This window comes from Fibrisoma montanum (assembly GCF_003583365.1).
Taxonomy (GTDB): Bacteria; Bacteroidota; Bacteroidia; order Cytophagales; family Spirosomataceae; genus Fibrisoma; species Fibrisoma montanum.
On the sequence record NZ_QXED01000001.1, the window covers coordinates 1,315,488 to 1,334,651 of the forward strand.

General features: G+C 51.9%; 17 protein-coding genes. 11 read left to right on the top strand and 6 right to left on the bottom strand.

Annotated features, from left to right (window positions below; genetic code table 11):
• Positions 1–15: 15 nt before the first annotated feature.
• The 8 genes from DYU11_RS05670 to DYU11_RS05705 all read left to right on the top strand — a co-directional run bounded on the left by DYU11_RS05670 (position 16) and on the right by DYU11_RS05705 (position 11,228).
• Entirely contained in the window at positions 16–2,424 is a 2,409-nt protein-coding gene (locus tag DYU11_RS05670) for a TonB-dependent receptor (protein ID WP_119666620.1), read from the top strand.
• Between the two features lie 27 nt (positions 2,425–2,451).
• Entirely contained in the window at positions 2,452–3,357 is a 906-nt protein-coding gene (locus DYU11_RS05675; RefSeq protein ID WP_199736672.1) for a DUF4249 domain-containing protein, read from the top strand.
• Positions 3,358–3,447: 90 nt separating this feature from the next.
• Positions 3,448–4,281 carry a 50S ribosomal protein L11 methyltransferase gene (prmA, locus tag DYU11_RS05680; protein WP_119666622.1) on the top strand — a complete coding sequence of 278 codons (834 nt, stop codon included), beginning with the start codon at positions 3,448–3,450 and terminating at the stop codon, positions 4,279–4,281.
• A gap of 46 nt (positions 4,282–4,327) precedes the next feature.
• On the top strand, positions 4,328–9,196 hold the full coding sequence (locus tag DYU11_RS05685; RefSeq protein WP_119666623.1) for a hypothetical protein: 4,869 nt from the start codon (positions 4,328–4,330) through the stop codon (positions 9,194–9,196).
• A gap of 212 nt (positions 9,197–9,408) precedes the next feature.
• A complete protein-coding gene (locus tag DYU11_RS05690) occupies positions 9,409–10,032 on the top strand; it encodes a TetR/AcrR family transcriptional regulator (protein WP_229365705.1) in 624 nt (207 codons plus the stop codon).
• Positions 10,033–10,116: 84 nt separating this feature from the next.
• Complete coding sequence (locus tag DYU11_RS05695) at positions 10,117–10,365, top strand: acyl carrier protein (protein WP_119666625.1); 249 nt, start codon at positions 10,117–10,119, stop codon at positions 10,363–10,365.
• A gap of 136 nt (positions 10,366–10,501) precedes the next feature.
• The gene (locus DYU11_RS05700) at positions 10,502–10,921 is read left to right on the top strand and encodes a ubiquitin family protein (protein WP_119666626.1); all 420 of its coding nucleotides are present in this window, start codon (positions 10,502–10,504) and stop codon (positions 10,919–10,921) included.
• A 25-nt stretch (positions 10,922–10,946) separates the two neighbouring features.
• Positions 10,947–11,228, top strand: a complete 282-nt coding sequence (locus tag DYU11_RS05705; RefSeq protein ID WP_119666627.1) for a phosphopantetheine-binding protein — start codon at positions 10,947–10,949, stop codon at positions 11,226–11,228.
• Between the two features lie 137 nt (positions 11,229–11,365).
• Here the strand turns inward: DYU11_RS05705 and DYU11_RS05710 are convergent, their stop codons facing one another.
• Together DYU11_RS05710 and DYU11_RS05715 are read right to left on the bottom strand one after the other, a co-directional pair.
• Positions 11,366–12,292, bottom strand: a complete 927-nt coding sequence (locus tag DYU11_RS05710) for a PfkB family carbohydrate kinase (protein WP_119666628.1) — start codon at positions 12,290–12,292, stop codon at positions 11,366–11,368.
• Positions 12,293–12,384: 92 nt separating this feature from the next.
• The gene (locus tag DYU11_RS05715; protein WP_119666629.1) at positions 12,385–13,575 is read right to left on the bottom strand and encodes a hypothetical protein; all 1,191 of its coding nucleotides are present in this window, start codon (positions 13,573–13,575) and stop codon (positions 12,385–12,387) included.
• A 126-nt stretch (positions 13,576–13,701) separates the two neighbouring features.
• Here DYU11_RS05715 and cysS point away from each other — a divergent pair, with 126 nt between their 5' ends.
• The 3 genes from cysS (at position 13,702) to DYU11_RS05730 (ending at position 16,680) form a co-directional block, all read left to right on the top strand.
• Positions 13,702–15,192 carry a cysteine--tRNA ligase gene (gene cysS, locus DYU11_RS05720; protein ID WP_119666727.1) on the top strand — a complete coding sequence of 497 codons (1,491 nt, stop codon included), beginning with the start codon at positions 13,702–13,704 and terminating at the stop codon, positions 15,190–15,192.
• A gap of 75 nt (positions 15,193–15,267) precedes the next feature.
• Entirely contained in the window at positions 15,268–16,290 is a 1,023-nt protein-coding gene (locus DYU11_RS05725) for a M28 family peptidase (protein WP_119666630.1), read from the top strand.
• A gap of 9 nt (positions 16,291–16,299) precedes the next feature.
• Positions 16,300–16,680, top strand: a complete 381-nt coding sequence (locus DYU11_RS05730; RefSeq protein ID WP_119666631.1) for a hypothetical protein — start codon at positions 16,300–16,302, stop codon at positions 16,678–16,680.
• Between the two features lie 37 nt (positions 16,681–16,717).
• Here the strand turns inward: DYU11_RS05730 and nadD are convergent, their stop codons facing one another.
• The 4 genes from nadD to DYU11_RS05750 form a co-directional block, all read right to left on the bottom strand.
• Positions 16,718–17,290: a nicotinate (nicotinamide) nucleotide adenylyltransferase gene (gene nadD, locus DYU11_RS05735; protein WP_119666632.1), complete on the bottom strand. Its 573-nt coding sequence runs from the start codon at positions 17,288–17,290 to the stop codon at positions 16,718–16,720.
• Between the two features lie 63 nt (positions 17,291–17,353).
• On the bottom strand, positions 17,354–17,953 hold the full coding sequence (gene gmk / locus DYU11_RS05740) for a guanylate kinase (RefSeq protein WP_119666633.1): 600 nt from the start codon (positions 17,951–17,953) through the stop codon (positions 17,354–17,356).
• Between the two features lie 73 nt (positions 17,954–18,026).
• Entirely contained in the window at positions 18,027–18,230 is a 204-nt protein-coding gene (locus tag DYU11_RS05745; protein ID WP_229365706.1) for a hypothetical protein, read from the bottom strand.
• Positions 18,231–18,397: 167 nt separating this feature from the next.
• On the bottom strand, positions 18,398–19,012 hold the full coding sequence (locus tag DYU11_RS05750; RefSeq protein WP_119666635.1) for a sigma-70 family RNA polymerase sigma factor: 615 nt from the start codon (positions 19,010–19,012) through the stop codon (positions 18,398–18,400).
• Positions 19,013–19,164: the final 152 nt, after the last annotated feature.

A 19,164-nucleotide genomic window follows, 5' to 3' on the forward strand; every position in this document is an offset into this window, starting at 1 on the left:
ACCAACTATAACTGTATGTATTACAAACTATTACTTTGGCTACTTGTTGCCGCTTTTCTGCCAATCTCGGCGCGGGCACAGACCTCCCAGAACGCACTCCAGCCAACCAACAGTCAGGATAAGCAAACCATCAGCGGATACATCAAAGACGCAGCCAATGGCGAGGGGCTAATCGGAGTTTCTGTTTACGTCAAAGAGACCGCTACGGGGGCCGTGACAAACAGCTACGGGTTTTACGGTGTAACGCTTCTTCCCGGCATCTACACTATCGTAATCTCCTACGTTGGCTATGAAACGCAGACCCGAACCGTAACGCTGAGTGGTCAGAACGTTCGCCTGGATGTTGAGCTAAGCCAGGAGGGCCGGAACCTTCAGGAGGTAACCGTATCGGCCGAACGCGAAGCCAATGTCAAGAATATTGAGATGAGCGTGAACCGCATCGATACCAAAACGCTCCAGCGTATTCCGGCCTTGCTGGGTGAGGTCGACGTAGTGCGGAGTATTCAGTTGCTGCCGGGGGTATCAACCGTGGGCGAAGGCGCTACGGGCTTTAACGTGCGGGGAGGCAGCATCGACCAGAACCTCGTCCTGCTCGACGAAGCGCCGGTCTATAACTCATCCCACCTGTTCGGCTTTTTCTCGGTTTTCAACCCCGATGCAGTAAAGGACGTAAAGCTGATTAAAGGCGGTATTCCGTCGAACTACGGGGGGCGGATCGCGTCAATCCTCGACGTGCGGCTCAAGGAAGGCAATGCCAAGAAGCCGGAACTCAACGGCGGCATCGGCCTGATATTCAGCCGCCTTTCGTACGAACGCCCCTTGTTCAAAGGCAAAGGCTCGTTTATTGTGGCCGGTCGCCGGTCCTACGCCGACGTTCTGGCGCAACCGTTTCTGAACAATGATCTGCGCGGCTCCAAATTCTACTTCTACGACCTCACGGCCAAAGCCAACTACCGCATCAACGACAAGAATACGGTGTTTTTGTCCGGCTACTTCGGCCGCGACGTATTCGGTGCAGACTTTGGTTTTAACTGGGGGAGCACTACCGCTTCGGTGCGCTGGAACCACGTATTCAGTAATAAGCTGTTTCTTAATACAACGGCTTACTACAGCAACTACGACTATTCGCTCGATAGTGACCTGAAGCGTAAAGAACCCACCGATTTTTTCCGCACCAATTCGCGCATTGTCGATTACAGTCTGAAACCGGACTTTTCGCTGTTCCTGGGCAAGAATACCATTACGTTCGGCGGTCAGGCCATTCTGCACGATTTTCAGCCCGGTACGGCCACAGCCGCCAGCTCAGGCTCAGTCCGGACATTTGGACTGGAGAGTAAATACGCGCTCGAAAACGCCCTGTACATCGGCAATGACCAGCAGATTTCGGCCCGGCTCCAGCTTCAGTACGGACTGAGGTATTCGCTCTTTAACTACATCGGGCCCGGCGAAGCGTATGCCTTCACCACGGACGTACCACTGGGAACCAGACGGTTTCCTATCACAACGGTTCAGTACCGATCGGGAAACAACATACAGACGTATGGCAACTGGGAGCCTCGTTTTTCGGCCAAATACGAACTGACCGACAACAGCTCGCTTAAACTGAGCTATAACCGGCTGGCGCAGTACATTCACCTCGTTTCCAACACGACGGCCTCAACGCCACTCGACATCTGGACACCGTCTACCAACAACATTAAACCGCAGATCGCCGATCAGCTTGCCGGGGGTTATTTCCGCAATTTTGGCCGCTCGGGTAACGAGTTTGAAGCATCGGTGGAGGTATACTACAAATGGCTGCAAAACCAGATCGACTACATCGACGGCGCTAACCTGATCCTGAACAAATTTCTGGAAGGCGACCTGCTGAGTGGCCGCGGACGGGCCTACGGGGCGGAGTTTTACCTGAAACGCAACACGGGGGTTGTCAATGGCTGGATCAGTTATACACTGGCCAAAACCGAACGGCAGGTCGACGGCATCAACAACGGCAACTGGTTCCCAACCCGCTTTGATAAGCGGCATACCTTTACGTCCGTGCTGCTGGTCGACCCGGCCAATGCCAAGCGCTGGAATTTCTCGGCTACGTTTACGCTCGCCAGTGGTACGCCCGCTACGTTTCCGACCAATCGGTTTGAATACCAGGGCTACGTAGTTCCGCAGAACTTCGGGAATACCCGCAACAACTACCGCATTCCGCCCTATCACCGGCTCGACCTGGCCGCTACGTTGCAGGGGCGTCGCCGGCCCAGCAAGCGGAAGGAAGATAACTGGGTGTTTTCGGTGTATAACGTCTACGCCCGGAAAAATCCATTCTCGGTTTATTTCCGCCAGAACGAAGACAACCCGCGCGTAACCGAAGCGGTTCGCTATTCTGTATTTGCTACGCTCATCCCATCGGTAACCTACAATTTTAAATTCTAGTGGCTAATGCCAGACCACAGAAACGCCATGAAGAAACTAGCTAAACTACCCCTTTCTCCGTTCCTGCTTCCGGCCCTGGTTCTTATGCTGGGAGGTTGCGAAACGGTGATTGACGCTAACCTGGACGAAGGGCCGGCGCAGTTGTCGGTCGATGGTTTCATCACCGACCAGCCAGGGCCACAAACGATCCGCCTGACGCAAACGACCAACTACTTTAACAACGGAACGCCCCCGGCGGCTACCAGTGCAACCGTTACGCTGACCGACAACGCCGGCAATACGTTTGCGTTTACGGACCCCGACAACGATGGCTTCTACGTCTGGCAGCCGTCAACGCAGTCGGGAACGCTGGGGCAGATCGGCCGGACGTATCAACTGTCGATCCGGTACCAGAACGACGAGTACCGCGCCACCTCGACCATCAACCGGGTACCCGTTGTAGACTCCATCATTTTTCGGGAAGAGAAGCTGAACCCCCTATCCAGCGAAACGGGGTATCAGGCCGAATTCTACGCCCGTGATCTGCCCGGCCAGACTGATTATTACCGGATTCGGTATTTTCGAAACGGAGAACTTCAGAACCGCCCCGGCAACATCATTACGCTCGAAAACGCTTCGTTTCAGGGAAGCGCCGATACCGATGGGCTGGTTTTTATCCGGCCCTTCCGCCAATCGATCAATCCGGAAAATTTCTACGACATGGGCGATTCCGTTACGGTCGAAATCCAGTCGCTGACACCCGATGCATTCAGCTTTTTTCAGTCGGTAAGTGGCCAGATTACCAACGGCGGTTTGTTTGCCACCCCGGCCACCAACGTCCCGACGAACGTCGTAAACACCAATCGGAACGGCCGCCCGGCCACCGGCTATTTCATCGCATCGGCGGTACGTCGCAAAACCGTACGGGTCGGTTCCGAAACGATTCGTCCGTAATGGCTTAGCACTAGTTTTTTTTCATTGTTTTACACTCACTTCGATAAGGACAGGCCTACCCGGCTTGTCCTTTTTCCGTTTCTTTGGTTTATGAATTACATTGAACTCCAGGTACAGGTTTCTCCCGATTTTACCGACATCCTGATGGCCGAACTGGCCGAACTGAATTTTGAGTCGTTTGTCGAAACCGACGAAGGATTGAATGCATACATCATCGAGTCTGCTTTTAATGCCGTAGCCGTTGACGACCTGGTCGCGAAATACGGTTCGCAGACCGCAATAGCCTACCAAGTCAGTACGTTAAAAAAACGTAACTGGAACGCCGAGTGGGAACAGAGCTACCAGCCGATCGAAGTTGCTGACCGAGTGCGGGTTCGGGCGTCGTTTCATGAACCGGTCGACCGCTTTCAATACGACATTGTCATCAACCCGAAGATGTCGTTCGGAACGGGCCACCACGAAACCACGGCTATGATGCTGGAGCAGCAGCTTGGGCTCGATCATCAGGGCAAATCGGTGCTCGACGTGGGCACCGGCACCGGCATCCTGGCGATTCTGGCGGCTAAGATGGGAGCCCGAACAGTGGTAGCGTTCGACATTGAGGAGTGGGCCGTCGAAAATACCCGTGAGAATGCGGAGCTGAACGAGTGCCCGCAGATCCGGGTGTTTGAGGGCACGATCGCCGACGTAAGCAACGCCGACCACGTTGATATCGTCCTTGCCAATATCAACCGGAACGTATTGCTGGCCGAGATTCCGACTTATGCATCGTTGCTCAGGGATGGTGGCTGGTTGGCGGTCAGCGGCTTTTACGAAACGGATGCGCCTGATATTGAACAAAAAGCAACAGAAGCCGGTCTAAAATCAGTGCAGCTACTGACTAAGAATCAATGGGCTTCGATCGTATTTAAGAAAACATACTAGAGCGCGGCCAGGTGGCTGGCACGGCTCTGTCACATCAACTATGCTAATGAAACGTATCTACTACCTACTGCTGCTAACTGCCCTTTCGGTGACAGGCGTTTATGCGCAGGCTGTCCGAATTTCGGACAAGCCCGAGCAGTTTATGACCGATGTGCAGAAACTGATGGCTACGGGTGGTTCAGTGGGGGTTAAGGCCGGCACGGATTTGCAGGCTCTCTGGAGCGAGAACCGGCTGTCGCCCCAGCAGAAGGAGCGCGTGATGGTACTGAGCCGGAAGCTGAACCAGAAACGGCTACCGGCGGCTTCGCACTTCGCCCCGTTCTACGAATCGCTGTACCACGCGCTGTATACCCAGCAACCCGCCGTTGCCGCGTCTGAAGTCGACAACCTCCTGACCATCGCCGAGAAGCTTTTCGACGCCGGCGATCCGAAAGCGTTTGCCCGGAGCCTGCAAACCACCCAGCGGTTTCTCGAACGGCGCGAATTCTACGCCAGCAACTACAACCGGCTCTACGCCCAGGGAGGGGCGTTTAGTTTTCGGTACGTTGAAGGTACCCTGCCTACCAGCACGACCGGAACCCCCACCGCTACCGACTCGCTGGCCCTGGTTAAAGCGGCTCAGGAGCGGTCGCGCTTTGACGGCTGGGATGATCCGATTGCCGCCGATTCAGGGGCTCCCCGGGTCGCAGGCGCTATTTTCATTCCTCAGCGTCGGCCGATACCGACGGTAGCGGGGGCGGTCATTTCGGTCAAAGACGTATCGCTGGCCATGGTTGCCAACGGCGATTCGGCCGTACTGACCAACACCAGTGGCGATCTGCTGCTGAAAGACGGTGTATTTGTCGGCAAAGGCGGCAAGTTCACGTGGGAGTCGGTAGGGCGCCCGGACATCTTCGTTACGTTCAGCGATTACGCCATGACGACGATGAGTCCTAAACTCTCGGCCGACGACGTAACACTGACCTATGGCACAACGACAAAGCCGGTCAAAGGGGTTTTTGAATACGTCTGTAAGAAAAAAAGCGGCTCGGCAACGTACCCTCGTTTCATGTCCTGGCAGAATGATGCTAAGATCCCCGGCCTAGGTACCGACGTTGACTATCAGGGCGGTCTGGCGCTGTCCGGCACGCAGATGGTCGGCTCGTCGGCCAGTGGGCAGCCGGCCGTCGTTACGGTCAAGTTCAAAGGCAAACCCGCCCTCAAAGCCCTCAGCCGTCGGTTTGATTTCAAAGATTCGACCATTTCCGCACCCGTGGCCGCGTTCACAGGGTATATTGAAGGTGATTCCGTGACGCACCCGGCCGTGGAGTTCCGTTACGACAAAACCCAGCGAATTGCGTGGCTAAACCGGATCGACCGAACAAACTACGCCTACGTACCCTTTGCCGATACGTACCACAAATTCTACATCAATCCGGAAGTAGCCCGCTGGGACCTGCCCCGGCAGAAAGTCGATTTTTACCAGATCGGTGCCAAGCGCGAGGTACCGGTACGTTTCGAATCATTCGATTATTTCCACCCGCAGCGGTACTCCGACCTAACGCTCGATTACGGCTTTCACCCGCTTCAGATCGTTGCCAACTTTGTGTCGACGAAAAAGCAACAGACCTTCCTCGACGACGACATCACCCAGTTTGCCAAAAACATCAATCCGGTGGCGCTGCGCGGGGCGCTCAACCGCATGGTGATGGAGGGATACATTGACCGTGATCTGAAAACCAGTCAGATGCGCCTGAGCCGCAAGGGAGTGCTGTATGTGCTGGCCAACGTACGGCAGCGCGACTACGATAATTTCCAGGTACGGTCAACGTTTTCGTCGAACGACAGCATCAAAAACGCAACCATCAACCTCAACGACAGAATCCTGACCATCCGGGGGGTGGATGCGTTCACAATCTCCGACTCGCTGAAAATCTTCGGCGTTCCCTCCGACAAAACTCTGCGCATCGGCAAGAACCGGGCCTTCACGCTGAATGGCCAGTTCAAAGCCGGAACCTTCCGCTACTCGGGATCGGGGCTAAAATTCGATTACGATAAGTTCTCGATGAACCTGAGTAAGATTGACTCCATTACGTTCCAGTCGCAGAAGGCCGTTGCGCAGGGAAAATCGGGTGAAGTAGGGGGCGACATCAAATACGAAACGCCGGGAACGGTCTTCTTCGGCAGCGCGGACAACAAATCAGGGCGTATTAAAGGCAAGAAAACCACCCAACGCCTGGTTGTACCCGAGGGGATTACGGTCTACTTCAACCAGCCGATCCGGGGCAACCTGACCTACAACCCAAAGGTCTATTTCAAGACCCCTCCCATCGACAACGACAGCCTCGGCAACGGGGATATTGCGTTTGTCGGTACGTTCTATTCGGATGGTATGTTCCCGCCGTTTAAAGCGGAGCTAAAAACCATGCCCGACAATACCCTCGGGTTTGTGCATAAAGCGCCGGCGGCCGGCTATTCGCTCTACAACGGCAAGGCAAACGTGAAGTTCGCCGGTGACCTGGTTATGGATAAAAACGGCCTGCGGGCCGAGCAGGGTAAACTGACTCACCTGACCACCACCCTCGACGCCCAGGGCATGCTGTTCATGACCGATTCGTTGCTGGCTTCGGGTGATAAAGGTGAAATCAAGGAAGGGCTCGTTGGCAAAACCTATTTCCCACAGGTACAATTCGCCAACTACAGCCTGAAGTGGCTGCCAAAGGTTGACAGCATGGTCATTATAACCCAAAAGAACAGCTTCAACTTCTACAACGCCACTACGAATCTGGAAGGTAATCTGGTGGTGCGGTCAACGGGCCTGTTTGGTCAGGGAACGCTGCGCCGGAAAGATTCGGAAGTTGTTTCGAGCAGCATCAAGTTCAATAAAGAGGGCTTCCTGGCCGATAACGCCAAGTTCAAAGTACTGTCGGACAAGGATGCGAACCGTCCCATGCTGCTCGGAAGTAACGTAGACGTTGATTTCAACCAGGCTAAGGGCCTTGTTGGGCTGGCCATCAATCAGCAAAAGCAGCAGAGCATCGACGATACGTTGGGGTCCAGCCTGGAGTTTCCGTTTGCCGCTTACAAAACCAGCATCAGCAAAGCGCAGTGGAATCTGAACGCCAAAACCATTGCCATGAAAGGCGATGTAAAAACGTCGACCTTCACGGCCACGGCCGAGGATCAGGAAGGGCTTACGTTCAATGGTGGAGCGGCTATCTACGATGTTGACAAAGCCACACTGAACATCAGCGGTGTTCCGTACATTACCTCCGCCGATGCCCGTATTTATCCGGATAAGGGTCTGGTGAGCATCAAGCGAAACGGCGAGATGATGGCGCTCAAAAACGCCCGGCTTGAACTCGATACCATCAGCCTGCACCACAAACTCAAGAACGGCAACATCCAGATTATTTCAAGAACGAAGTTTGCCGGCGATGCGTCTTACCTGTTCGCAACGGCCAAAGGAGATACAGCTACCATCAAAATGGGCAGCTTCGACCTGAAAGAAGCGCCTGTACTGACCGCCGACAACAGTAAACAGGCCAGCCGTCGCCGAAACTCGCAGAAACCGCTGACTACGTACTTTACCGTTGCCCGGGCTGACGTGGAAGAAACCGACAACCTGCAATTGGCCCCGCAGATGCTCTTCAAAGGCAGCATTGTGATGCAGGCACCGGAAAAAGACGTTGCGCTGGATGGTGCCATCAAACCGGCGCTCAAGAAACGACCGGATCTGGTAGGCGACTGGATACCGTTCAAGGAAAAGGTTGTCGAACGGCTGGAGATTAAAGTGGATAAAAACCTTAAGAATGAGGGTGGCCAGCAGTTGACGGCCGGAATACACTTCCGGGGAGGCAGCGGGGGCCTGTATCCTACTTTCCTCTCGGCCAAGGAAGACCCGCGCGACGACGATATTTTCACGGCAACGGGCGTGATGCGCTACGACGACAAAGCCAAAGTATACCGGATTACGTCGACCACGGCGACAATAGTCGAAGAGACGGATTCGACCGCTACGGCTACCGACAGCACGGCCAGCGATGAGGAGGTGGCCGTTAATACCAACGTTTTCACCTTCAACGACGCCAAAGGCATCATGACGTTTAGCGGCAAGCTCAATCTGCTCAATGCCGCCCCGCGCGAGTTTCTGCTGGCATCCGGCTCGGCCCGCGTGAACATCGACAGCATTCAGTACCGGATGAACACCTTGCTGGCGTTCACGTTCCCGGTACCGGAGCCGATTAATACGGTCATTGCGCAGAAAATTGTAGCCACCAATCAGGAGGAGAACAACGACGAAGCCGCCGACGATGACCTGAATCGGCTTTCCGATAAACTAACTCCGCTGATTGGCCAGCCGGCAGTCGACGCGTATCGACTCAAAGCCCAGAACCAGCACGTACCGCTCAGTCAGGCTTCGCCGAAACTGAACACGGCGCTGGTACTGGCCAATGCTAACCTGCGGTGGTCGGATAAATTCGGGGCTTTTTACAGCACCGGCCAGTTAGGCGTATCGAACATCGGCGCAACGGACGTCAATGCGAAGATGGACGGCTTTGTTGAGATCAGGAAGTCGGCTAATGGCGACGAAGCGAGTATGTATCTGGAAGCCTCACCCGACGTATGGGTTTTCTACGACTACAAACCCGGCAACGGGCCGGGCTCAATTGGTCAGCTGGCCATCATCACCTCGGAGCAAAGCATAAACGATCAATTGCTGGCGGGCTCAAAGAATAATAACAAGGCTGCCGTCGAAGTCGTAGCGGCTACTGTCGATGAAAAAACCACCTTCGTTGACCGCTACCTCGATCAGTATAAGACGAAAGCAAAACCTGCCCCCAAAGCGAAGGCAAAGCCCGGCGAGAAAACCCTGACGAAAGAAGAAAAGAAAAAAGAGAAGGAGAAAAAGGTGGAAGAGAAAGAAGGATTCTAACCTTTCGAGTTCTAACAAAAAGCCCGGCCGACGCCGGGCTTTTTGTGTTTATGCGAATGCCGTTCTCCTTCAAAAAAATATCTATTTTTACTTTAGCCAATAATTAATAGTACCTTTTTTATTAATTTAAATAACTGTTTAAAAAAACCATTCAAAAGTATTGCGTGTTAGACAGTGAACAAATACTTTTGATTCGTCAAATGAAAAGAGACATGAATTGCCCCCCTTTCCAGAAAACAGAGGAGAAAATAAAGGAGGCTGCCAAGAAAGTATTCCTGGAGAAGGGGTTTGATGGTGCTACGTCACGTGACATTGCGGAAGCGGCCGGCATCAACATTGCACTGACTAATTACTATTTCCGGAGTAAAGAGAAGTTGTTTATGAACATCTTCGAAGATATGATTCACTTGTTCTTCGAAGGTTCGGTTCACATCCTCAACAAGCCGATCAGCCTCCGCGACAAGATTGTGGAGTTGATTGAGCATGACTTCGAACTGATGAAGAAGAACCCTAATCTGGTCATCTTTATCATGAACGAAGTACATCGGAATCCGGAGCGGTTAGTAAAGGCAATTGGGTATGTAAAACAATTGCATCATACGCTATTCAAAATTCAGGTTCAGGAAGCGATTGATAAAGGTGAAATCCGTCCGGTCAATTCTCTGAACCTGATGACTATGATCGTAGCCAGTGTTCAGTTCCTGTTCATCAGCAAGCCGATGCACATGCAGATCTGGCAAATGTCGGAAGCTGAGTTTGCCCGCTTTTCTGATGATCAGAAACAACTGATTATTGACATGGTCACCAGCTATCTGTTTGAACCTGTGAAAGCTTAAATTTTTTTGTAATTACTTTAAACAAACATTTAAAATGATTGCTTACTTTTTAAAGCTTACCGGATAACATAACCTCTCCTCACGATGACACTTCAGCAAATTAACAGCCGCCTGCAGGAGATCCTTACAGGCATGGGCGTCAGCATAGCGTCGCTCTCTGATCAGGCTAATTTTGCCCGCGACCTCGGTCTTGACTCGTTGGACGTGACCGATCTATTAGTCAGGGTTGAGCACCAGTTCAGCATTCGGATTCCGGACGACGACTGGTGGAAACTGCAAACCATCGGTCAGTTAAAAGACTACTTACTCGGTGAAACGGCGTTCGACCTCTGATCGATGCGGCTTATGGACCGCTTTCCGGCTATCATTAGGCATTTAGACCGCCTGTCATAGTTCCGTTGATTATAGATAAAAGCAGGTATTAAATTTCGGTTCCTACCCCACTCTGCTACTCATCATGATATCATCAATGAATTCCATTCCACTTTTATCAATCACCGCCTTGCTGGCCGATTATGATCAATGGCTGGCTTTCCTGAACACCTCCCAACACACGTCGCGCCGATACGAACGTCAGCTCACGCGGATTGGGAAGCGCTATCCGTACCTGGCTTCGCTGAGCGACTACCTGCGTAGCTGCATGAGGCAACGTAGTCAGTTTTTTGGACGGCTGGCATCCATATTGTCTGAAAAGGCCGATAAGCTTCGAAGCGAACCAACCAACGACCTACTGGTTCAGCGGCTGACTCAGGCCCATCCTGTTATGCAACAACTAATTGACCAGATGAAACAAGCGTTTGCGGATCTTACCGAGTCGTACCATACGCTGCCCGTTCCGGTAGTTGCTGGTGGTACCTTATCGCGGATGCCGCCCATCAGCCTGCAGTAATATCAGCCATTCATAGCCACTTCCGATGAATACATACCAACGTTTAAAAGAGCTTGTTCTGGCCCAGGGCATCGTAACGGCCTCGGCCATTCATCCAAACGCTGATTTATCCCGCGATCTGACCTACACTCCCGGAGACGTAGCCGAACTCGTCCGCATGGCCGAACAGCGTTTCGGTGTGGAAATTAGCTTTGAAGAGTATACTACGTTTGAAACCGTTCGGGACATCGTGCACGTTCTTAACAACAAGCAAATTGAGCGCGATCTAACAGCCCCTTTTTCGGATTACTCATCCCTTGCTTTGTAAGGGCGATACCCAGTCATTGATTCAGCTCACATCAAAAAGCTCCGAAGGAGCGGCCATATCAGTACGGGCCGCTCCTTCGGAGCTTTTGTCGGCTTTAAACCAGGTAGCTATTGACAGACCATCGGGTTCTCTGCTGGTCAGACAACCTCTTCAAAACCGAACGCCGACAGCTTCACAAACTCGCTCACCCGAGCCTGAATGTCATCCTGCGTCAGATTCATGATCCGTTCGGCGCCAAATTTCTCAACGCAGAACGACGCCATTGCCGACCCGTAGATGATGCCCCGCTTCATGTTGTCGAACGAAATGTTGTCGGTTTTTGCCAGGTAGCCGATAAAGCCACCGGCAAACGTATCGCCCGCACCGGTTGGGTCAAACACTTCTTCCAGCGGCAGCGCCGGCGCGAAGAAAATGCGGTCTTCATGGAACAGAAGAGCCCCGTGTTCGCCCTTCTTGATGATAACCGTCCTGGGGCCCATCGTCTGGATTTTGGCCGCAGCCCGTACCAGTGAGTATTCGCGAGTCAGTTGCCGGGATTCTTCATCGTTCACCACCAATACGTCTACCTGCTTAATCAACTCCGTCAGGTCGGGATACGCGATTTCGATCCAGAGGTTCATCGTATCCAGCACAATCAGCTTTGGGCGAGTACGTAACCGCTCGATCACCGTCCGCTGGATTGCGGGGGCCGTATTGCCCAGCATCAGATACTGGCAGTCCTGGTACGATTCGGGAATGATCGGGTCGAAGTTTTCCATCACGTTGAGCTGAACCTCCACCGTATCGCGGGTATTCATGTCATTGTGATACTTCCCTGACCAGAAAAATGTCTTTTCGCCCTGCCGGATTTGCAGACCCTCGGTGTTTACCCCGTGCTGCTGCAGATCGTTAATCATGCTCGGCGGAAAATCGTCGCCGACAACCGCAACCAGGTTATTTTGTCGTGTGAAATACGATGCCGACAGCGTGATGTACGTAGCGGCTCCGCCAATAATTTTATCAGTTTTGCCGAATGGGGTTTCCAGCGCGTCGAACGCCACCGACCCGACGGTGAGTAAACTCATTGTCTGTGTTAATGTTGAAGCGGCAAAGATAGTTTGGCAGACCCAATATCATAACACTTGTTGCACCTTGCCTTCTATTCTCTGCCTCATCTTCATATAACCGGATGGCGCTTGAACTCCTTCGTTCGGTCGAATAAGTATCGGTACGTAATGTGCCGCTTGTTGATGACGCCCCCCAGCAGTTTAGCGAACCGGGTCATCTTGACGTTAAAATCGCCGATCCAGTTCAGTTCCAGATGCTCATACTGGAACCCCTGCGACCAGGCAATCTTGGAAAACGCGATGGCAATGGCCGACTCAATACCTCGCCCCTGAAACTCAGGAACCACTCCGAAGATCACCCCAAACGCTTTATTATTCGTTTTCCGGAGTTTGTAGTACAGGAACTTCATCTTGCCGATCAGGTCCATCTTCCCGTTGACGTGCTTGAAGTACTGATTTAGCTCGGGCAGCATGACAAAAAAGGCAATGGGCTGGGCAGTCGGTACGTGATAACCGAACCAGACCAGTTGCTCATCCATAACCGGCTTCATCTGCTCCATTACTTTCAGCGCCCGCTCCACGGTCATGTCGTTTACGCTCAGGTGTTTGGTCCAGGCTTTGTTGTAGATCTCCGCAAAATCAGCAGCAAACTTGGGGAGATTATTTCGTTGAATCGTGCGAAACTCATACGTAGGGTCGTTCAGAATCCGCTGCGACCGTTCGAGCACCGTTGGGTGCAGTACCTTATGAACTTTCTCCTCCGGGATCGGCAGGTAGAACGTATGCTGCTGGTAATAGTCCTGAAATCCGTAGGCTTCAAACAACGGAATGTAGTAGGGTTTGGTGTATGGCATGCCGTAGTTGGGCTCCTTGTCGAATCCGTCTACCAGCAGGCCCCACCACCGGTCGCGGTCGCCGAAGTTAATCGGGCCGTCCATAGCTTCCATTCCCAGATCCGCCAGCCAGTCGCGGCAGGCATCGAACAACCGGAATGCAGCCGCCTGGTCATCAACGCACTCAAAGAAACCCATGCCGCCCGTGGGTTGAGCGTTGTCGGCAACAGCCGTTTTGCGGTTTATGAAAGCCGCCACACGCCCCAATGTATTTCCTGAATCATCGAGCAGCAGCCAGCGCGTACATTTCCCCGCCTTAAACAGCTTGTTGACCTCAGGGTCGAACACGTTATTGATGTCTTTGTCCAGCGGGCGTATCCAGCACGGATCATTTCGATACAGCCGAACCGGAAACTGCAAAAACTCTTTCTGGTAAGCTGGGTTCGAACCAACCTCAACTAATCTCATATTTTTAAATCTGTTCAATCTGCGCAACCGGCAAATCTGCGGCTAAAGATAGCGAAAACCGCAACGCTCCTCTTTTTCCGGACAACATTGCGTAGTTTTGTACGTCAATTGATTAGTATTCAGTTAATGGCACAGCCACTCAAATTATACAATACGCTCACCCGCCGGAAAGAACTGTTTGAACCGCTTAACCCGCCATACGTCGGCATGTACGTCTGCGGCCCAACGGTCTACAATTACGTTCATTTGGGCAATGTCCGTACCTTCCTGACTTTCGACACACTGTTTCGCTACCTGACGCACATTGGCTACAAAGTCCGTTACGTGCGCAACATCACCGACGTAGGTCACCTCGTCGGCGACGGCGATGAAGGCGAAGACAAAATCGGGCGCATGGCCAAGCTCGAAAAGCTGGAGCCGATGGAAATTGTGCAGCGATACACGAACAACTTCCACCAGGTGACGGAGCAGTTCAACATCCTGCCACCCAGCATCGAACCAACGGCCACCGGCCATATGGTCGAGCAAATCGAAGCTGTAGAGAAACTGCTTGAGAAAGGGCTCGCTTATGAATCCAACGGCTCGGTATACTTCGACATTGAAGAGTATAACCGGCGCGGTGGTCGCTACGGTAAGCTCTCGGGCCGGATTCTGGACGATCTGCTCAACGAAACCCGTGACCTGGAAGGTCAGTCGGAAAAGCGGAATCCACTCGATTTCGCTATCTGGAAACGGGCCGCTCCCGAACACATTATGCGCTGGAATTCCCCCTGGGGCGAGGGTTTTCCCGGCTGGCACCTGGAATGTACCTGCATGAGTACCAAATATCTGGGCACGCAGTTTGATATTCACGGGGGCGGTATGGATTTGAAATTTCCCCACCATGAATGCGAAATTGCGCAGGGCGACGGCCTGACGGGTCATGATCCCGTTCGATACTGGATGCACTCAAACATGCTGACGGTGAACGGCCAGAAGATGTCCAAATCGCTCGGTAATTCCTTCCTGCCGAGCGAGCTGTTTACGGGTGATCACTACCTGCTCGAACAGGCCTACAGTCCAATGACGGTCCGGTTCTTTATGCTTCAGTCGCATTACCGCAGTACACTCGATTTTTCGAATGAAGCCCTTAAAGCGGCCCAGAAGGGGTACCGCCGGCTGGCCAACGGTCTGCGCGTAATCAAGACCATGACGTACCAGCCGAACGATGCCATTGCACCCGACCAGGCCAAGCAGGAAGATATTCGCCAGGCCATCCAGTCTTTCTACGACGCGCTGAACGACGATCTGAATACGGCCGTTGGCATTGCACAGCTGTTCACCCTGTTAAAGTATGTTAATATGCTTTATCTGAACCAGCTTCAGGGAGCTACGCTGGGTGAAGAAACGTTTACACTATTAAAAGAGTCGTTCGTTACGTTCTTCGAGGACGTATTGGGGCTGCAGGAAGAAGGCGTAACGAGCCAGCCTGTTCTGGAAGGTCTGCTGACTTTGTACCGCGAGTACAAAGAACAAAAGCAATATGACAAAGTGGATCAGATCCGGTCTTATTTTAAGGCGCAGGGTCTGTCGATCAAAGATATGAAGCACCAGATTGACTGGGCTTACGAAGAATAACAACTGGGCCAATCTCCAGATTGGCCCTTTTAAATAGTCAAACAGGCCAACCTGGAGATTGGCCCAGACGAAGCAATGACAAAAACGCTTATCTGTTTTGCAGTGGCTCTTACACTGGCCGTTGCCGGTTGTAAAACCAAGCAAACCGAAAACACCAACCAGACTGAGCAGCAAATGCCACAGGTGTCGGCACCTTCTTTCAATGCGGACTCGGCTTATACGTTCATTGAACAACAATTGGCCTTTGGCCCACGGGTACCGAATACGCCTGCCCATCAGCGTGGTGGCGACTACCTCGTAGCGAGGCTTAAGGAGTTTGGGTGCGACGTAACCGTACAGAACTTCACGGCAACGACCTGGGATGGCAAGAAGCTCAATGCCCGTAATATCATTGGGAGCATCAATCCGCAGGCCCAGAAACGCATTCTTCTGGCGTCGCACTGGGATTCGCGCCCGGTGGCTGACCAGGATAGTACGGCCGCTGATAAAACCAAGCCCGTTCCTGCGGCCAACGATGGAGCCAGTGGAGTCGGCGTGCTGCTCGAACTGGCCCGTACCATCCAGCAGGCGCAGCAGAAGCCCGGCGTGGGTGTCGATATTGTTTTCTTTGATGCCGAAGATTGGGGTAACAGCGAAAAAGCCAGCAGCGACTTCGAGCAGCCAACCGGCAATAGCATTGATTACATTGGCTTTTGCCTCGGTTCACGGTATTGGGCCAAGAATCCGCATAAGCCAAACTATACGGCATACTACGGCATTTTGCTCGACATGGTTGGGGCCAAAGGCGCTACGTTTGCCAAGGAAGCGTACTCGATGCAATACGCGCCCAGCGTAATGAATAGCGTTTGGCAAACGGCAAGCCGGTCGGGCTACAGCCAGTATTTTGTCGATGCGCAGGGTACTGCTGTACTCGACGACCACATCGCGCCCAATACGATCGCTAAAATCCCGATGATTGATATAATTCATACGAACCTGAATTCGGGCGGTTTCTTCCAGGACTGGCACACCACGGAGGATACGATGGAGAATATTGACCGGAGTACGCTGAAGGCCGTTGGCCAGACGTTGCTGCAAACGGTATACAATGAGCAATAGGCTGATTCTATGAAAAGCAAACTCTATTGTTTCGTTGCTCTTCTTGCCGTTAGCTGCGGTCCTCCACCCGACCGTTTCGGGCAGCTCGACATCAAAACCTGGCGCGAAGACAGGGGTGGTTGCAGCGGAAAACGGGCCGCTCTTGTGCCGGCCCTGAAAGCGGTTCAGCAGGACTTAAAGGGAAAATCCGCCAACGAAATTGGTGAGCTGCTGGGTCGGCCGGATGTTAACCAGATTGCTGATCGAAATCAGAAATTTTATATCTATTTTCTGGCGCAGGGCGACCACTGTAGCCAGCCAGGCACCAAATCCAATGCGCCCTCTGTCGCTTTTCGGATGAGTGCCATTGGTCTGGCAACCGAAATCACGTATCAAAACGGGATCCCTTGATGCTGTGTCGCACAGACCGAAGACAATCCGGTTCGGTCTATATGTAAAACTTCTTTCGGATAATCATTTCTTCCACTACCTCCGGTACCATGTAGCGGATCGAACGATTTTGCCGGATGCACTCACGGATATACGTAGCTGAGATATCCAGCAGGGGCGCTTCGACCATCTGGACACTGGCATGTTCGCGGAAGGGACTGGCTACGGCCTTTGGTCGGGGGTACACATACAGCCCGAAATACTCCAGAATCCGTTCGTAGTTTTTCCAGTTGGCAAACTGGTCCAGATTATCTTCCCCCATAATCAGCTTAAACTGATGCTGAGGAAACTTCTCCTGTAGGCGAATCAACGTATCAATCGTATAGCTGGGCTTTGGCATCGAAAATTCGATATCGGTCGCTTTCAGGCGACTGTTATCGGCGATGGCCCGCTCGACCATATCGTAGCGGTCGAATTCGTGCAGCAGGCTTTTGTTTTTCTTAAACGGATTCTGGGGCGACACCACAAACCACACCTGCTCAAGATCGGTCGTAGTAGCCATTACGTTAGCAATGATCAGGTGACCAACGTGAATGGGATTAAATGAACCGAAGAATAAGCCAATACGCACAGAAGTAAGGATAAACGAAATGCCATCCTTTAACAGAATGGCATTCCATACGTTCAGTAAAGATTACAGTACTGTTGACCGAGCCGGTACCTTTGATTCGTTAATGAAGTCATCGACCAGCTTCTGCGCCTTTTTCAGGGAGGTTTCCAGGTCGTCGTTTACGAGAATCACGTCGAAACGATTCTGAAAGCTCATTTCAAAATGCACTTTAAAAAGCCGCTTCGACAGGCTCTCTTCCGTTTCTGTGCCACGGGCCATGAGCCGCTGGCGTAGCGTCTCCTCATCCGGAACCTTTACGAAAACCGCGAGTGCCCGGTCGCCATAATACTCTTTGAGTTTCAGGCCGCCCTGAACATCTACATCAAACAGTACGTGTTTGCCTTCGTCCCAAAGTCGTTGAATCTCCGACTTGAGCGTACCGTAGAAAGCACCCGTGTAAACCTCTTCCCACTCAACAAACTCGTTGTTGTCGATTCGGGTCTTGAACTCCTCGGGGGTCAGGAAGTAATAATCCTTCCCGTTTTGTTCGCTACGACCGCGACGGTCGCGGGTACAGGCCGAAATGGAAAAGCCGAGATGTTCGTTCTCGGCTAATAAATGCTTGACAATCGTTGTCTTGCCCGATCCGGAGGGGGCAGAAAAAATGATAAGCTTACCTTCCAATGTTGGTGATCGATTGAATGACTAATAGCTGACTGATAAAACCGTGCAAAGCTATTCAGCAACTCTACCAAAATTAGCTAAAACTGTCAATTCGGGCTTTTATCGTTGCTACCAGTTTCTCCGGGCAGCACTTCTTCTCCATTCGTCCCTGCAACAACTCTTTGATCTCTTTCTCTAAATGGTACATCTGGATACAAGGCTGACAGGTTTCGAGATTAACCTTCAGCTTCTCGAGCTGCTGCTCAGTGGCTTCTCCGTCCAGTATTAACTGAATCATCTTCAAGCAGTCTGCCTGATGGTCACAATGCTGTTTCATCTTGGGCTGAGTATCGGACGAAGATGATATGGGCAACGACGTTTGCATTGGAAAAATTTTATTTATTCCAAGAATAAGAATACGTTATGTTGTCTGTAGAACCAATTTTGTTCAAGAAAAAGTTCGGTCTAGTCTTCGTTTTCTTCATTATAACCCATTGAAGACGCGTAATCACGCAATTTTTCTTTTAACAGGTTACGGGCGCGGTGTAATCGCGAACGAACGGTACCAATTGGTATGTCCAGGATTTTAGCCATTTCCTCATACGTGAATCCTTCGATGTCGCAGAGAATGATGACCGTCCGGAAATCAACCGGTAATGAATTTAGGGCGGTTGCTACCTCATCGCCGATCAGATCAGATACGGTTTCGGCCCGCAGGTCGACCGTATGTTCAACTTCAGCCTCCTCGGAGTTATAGGTCGTTTCAACGTCCTGATAATCTACCTTAGCCGGCTCTTTGCTTTTCTTCCGATAATCGTTGATGAAGCTGTTCTTCAGAATGCGAAACAACCACGCTTTTGCGTTAGTTCCTTGCTCAAACGACGATATAAACCGAAACGCCTTCAGATACGTATCCTGTACCAGATCGTTGGCGTCGTCTTCGTCCATCGTCAGACGGAAGGCAAAGTTGTACATGGAGTCTATGTGAGGCATAAACTCTTTATTGAAGATCTGATACTTCTGATCTTCTGTATAGCCGCGAGTTGGCGTATCTGACATAATTTCGGGCATAGTCGCCATAAAATTACAAGTTAATTGCCGTTCACCATCAGCGGTACCAACGACTTCATTACCTTTTCCTAATAAATTCGTTACGGCTTATCGGATATTGACTGCAAAAATCAATCCTTTGTTCAAAAAAAAGGTTTGAAAAAGATAATACCTGACGAATT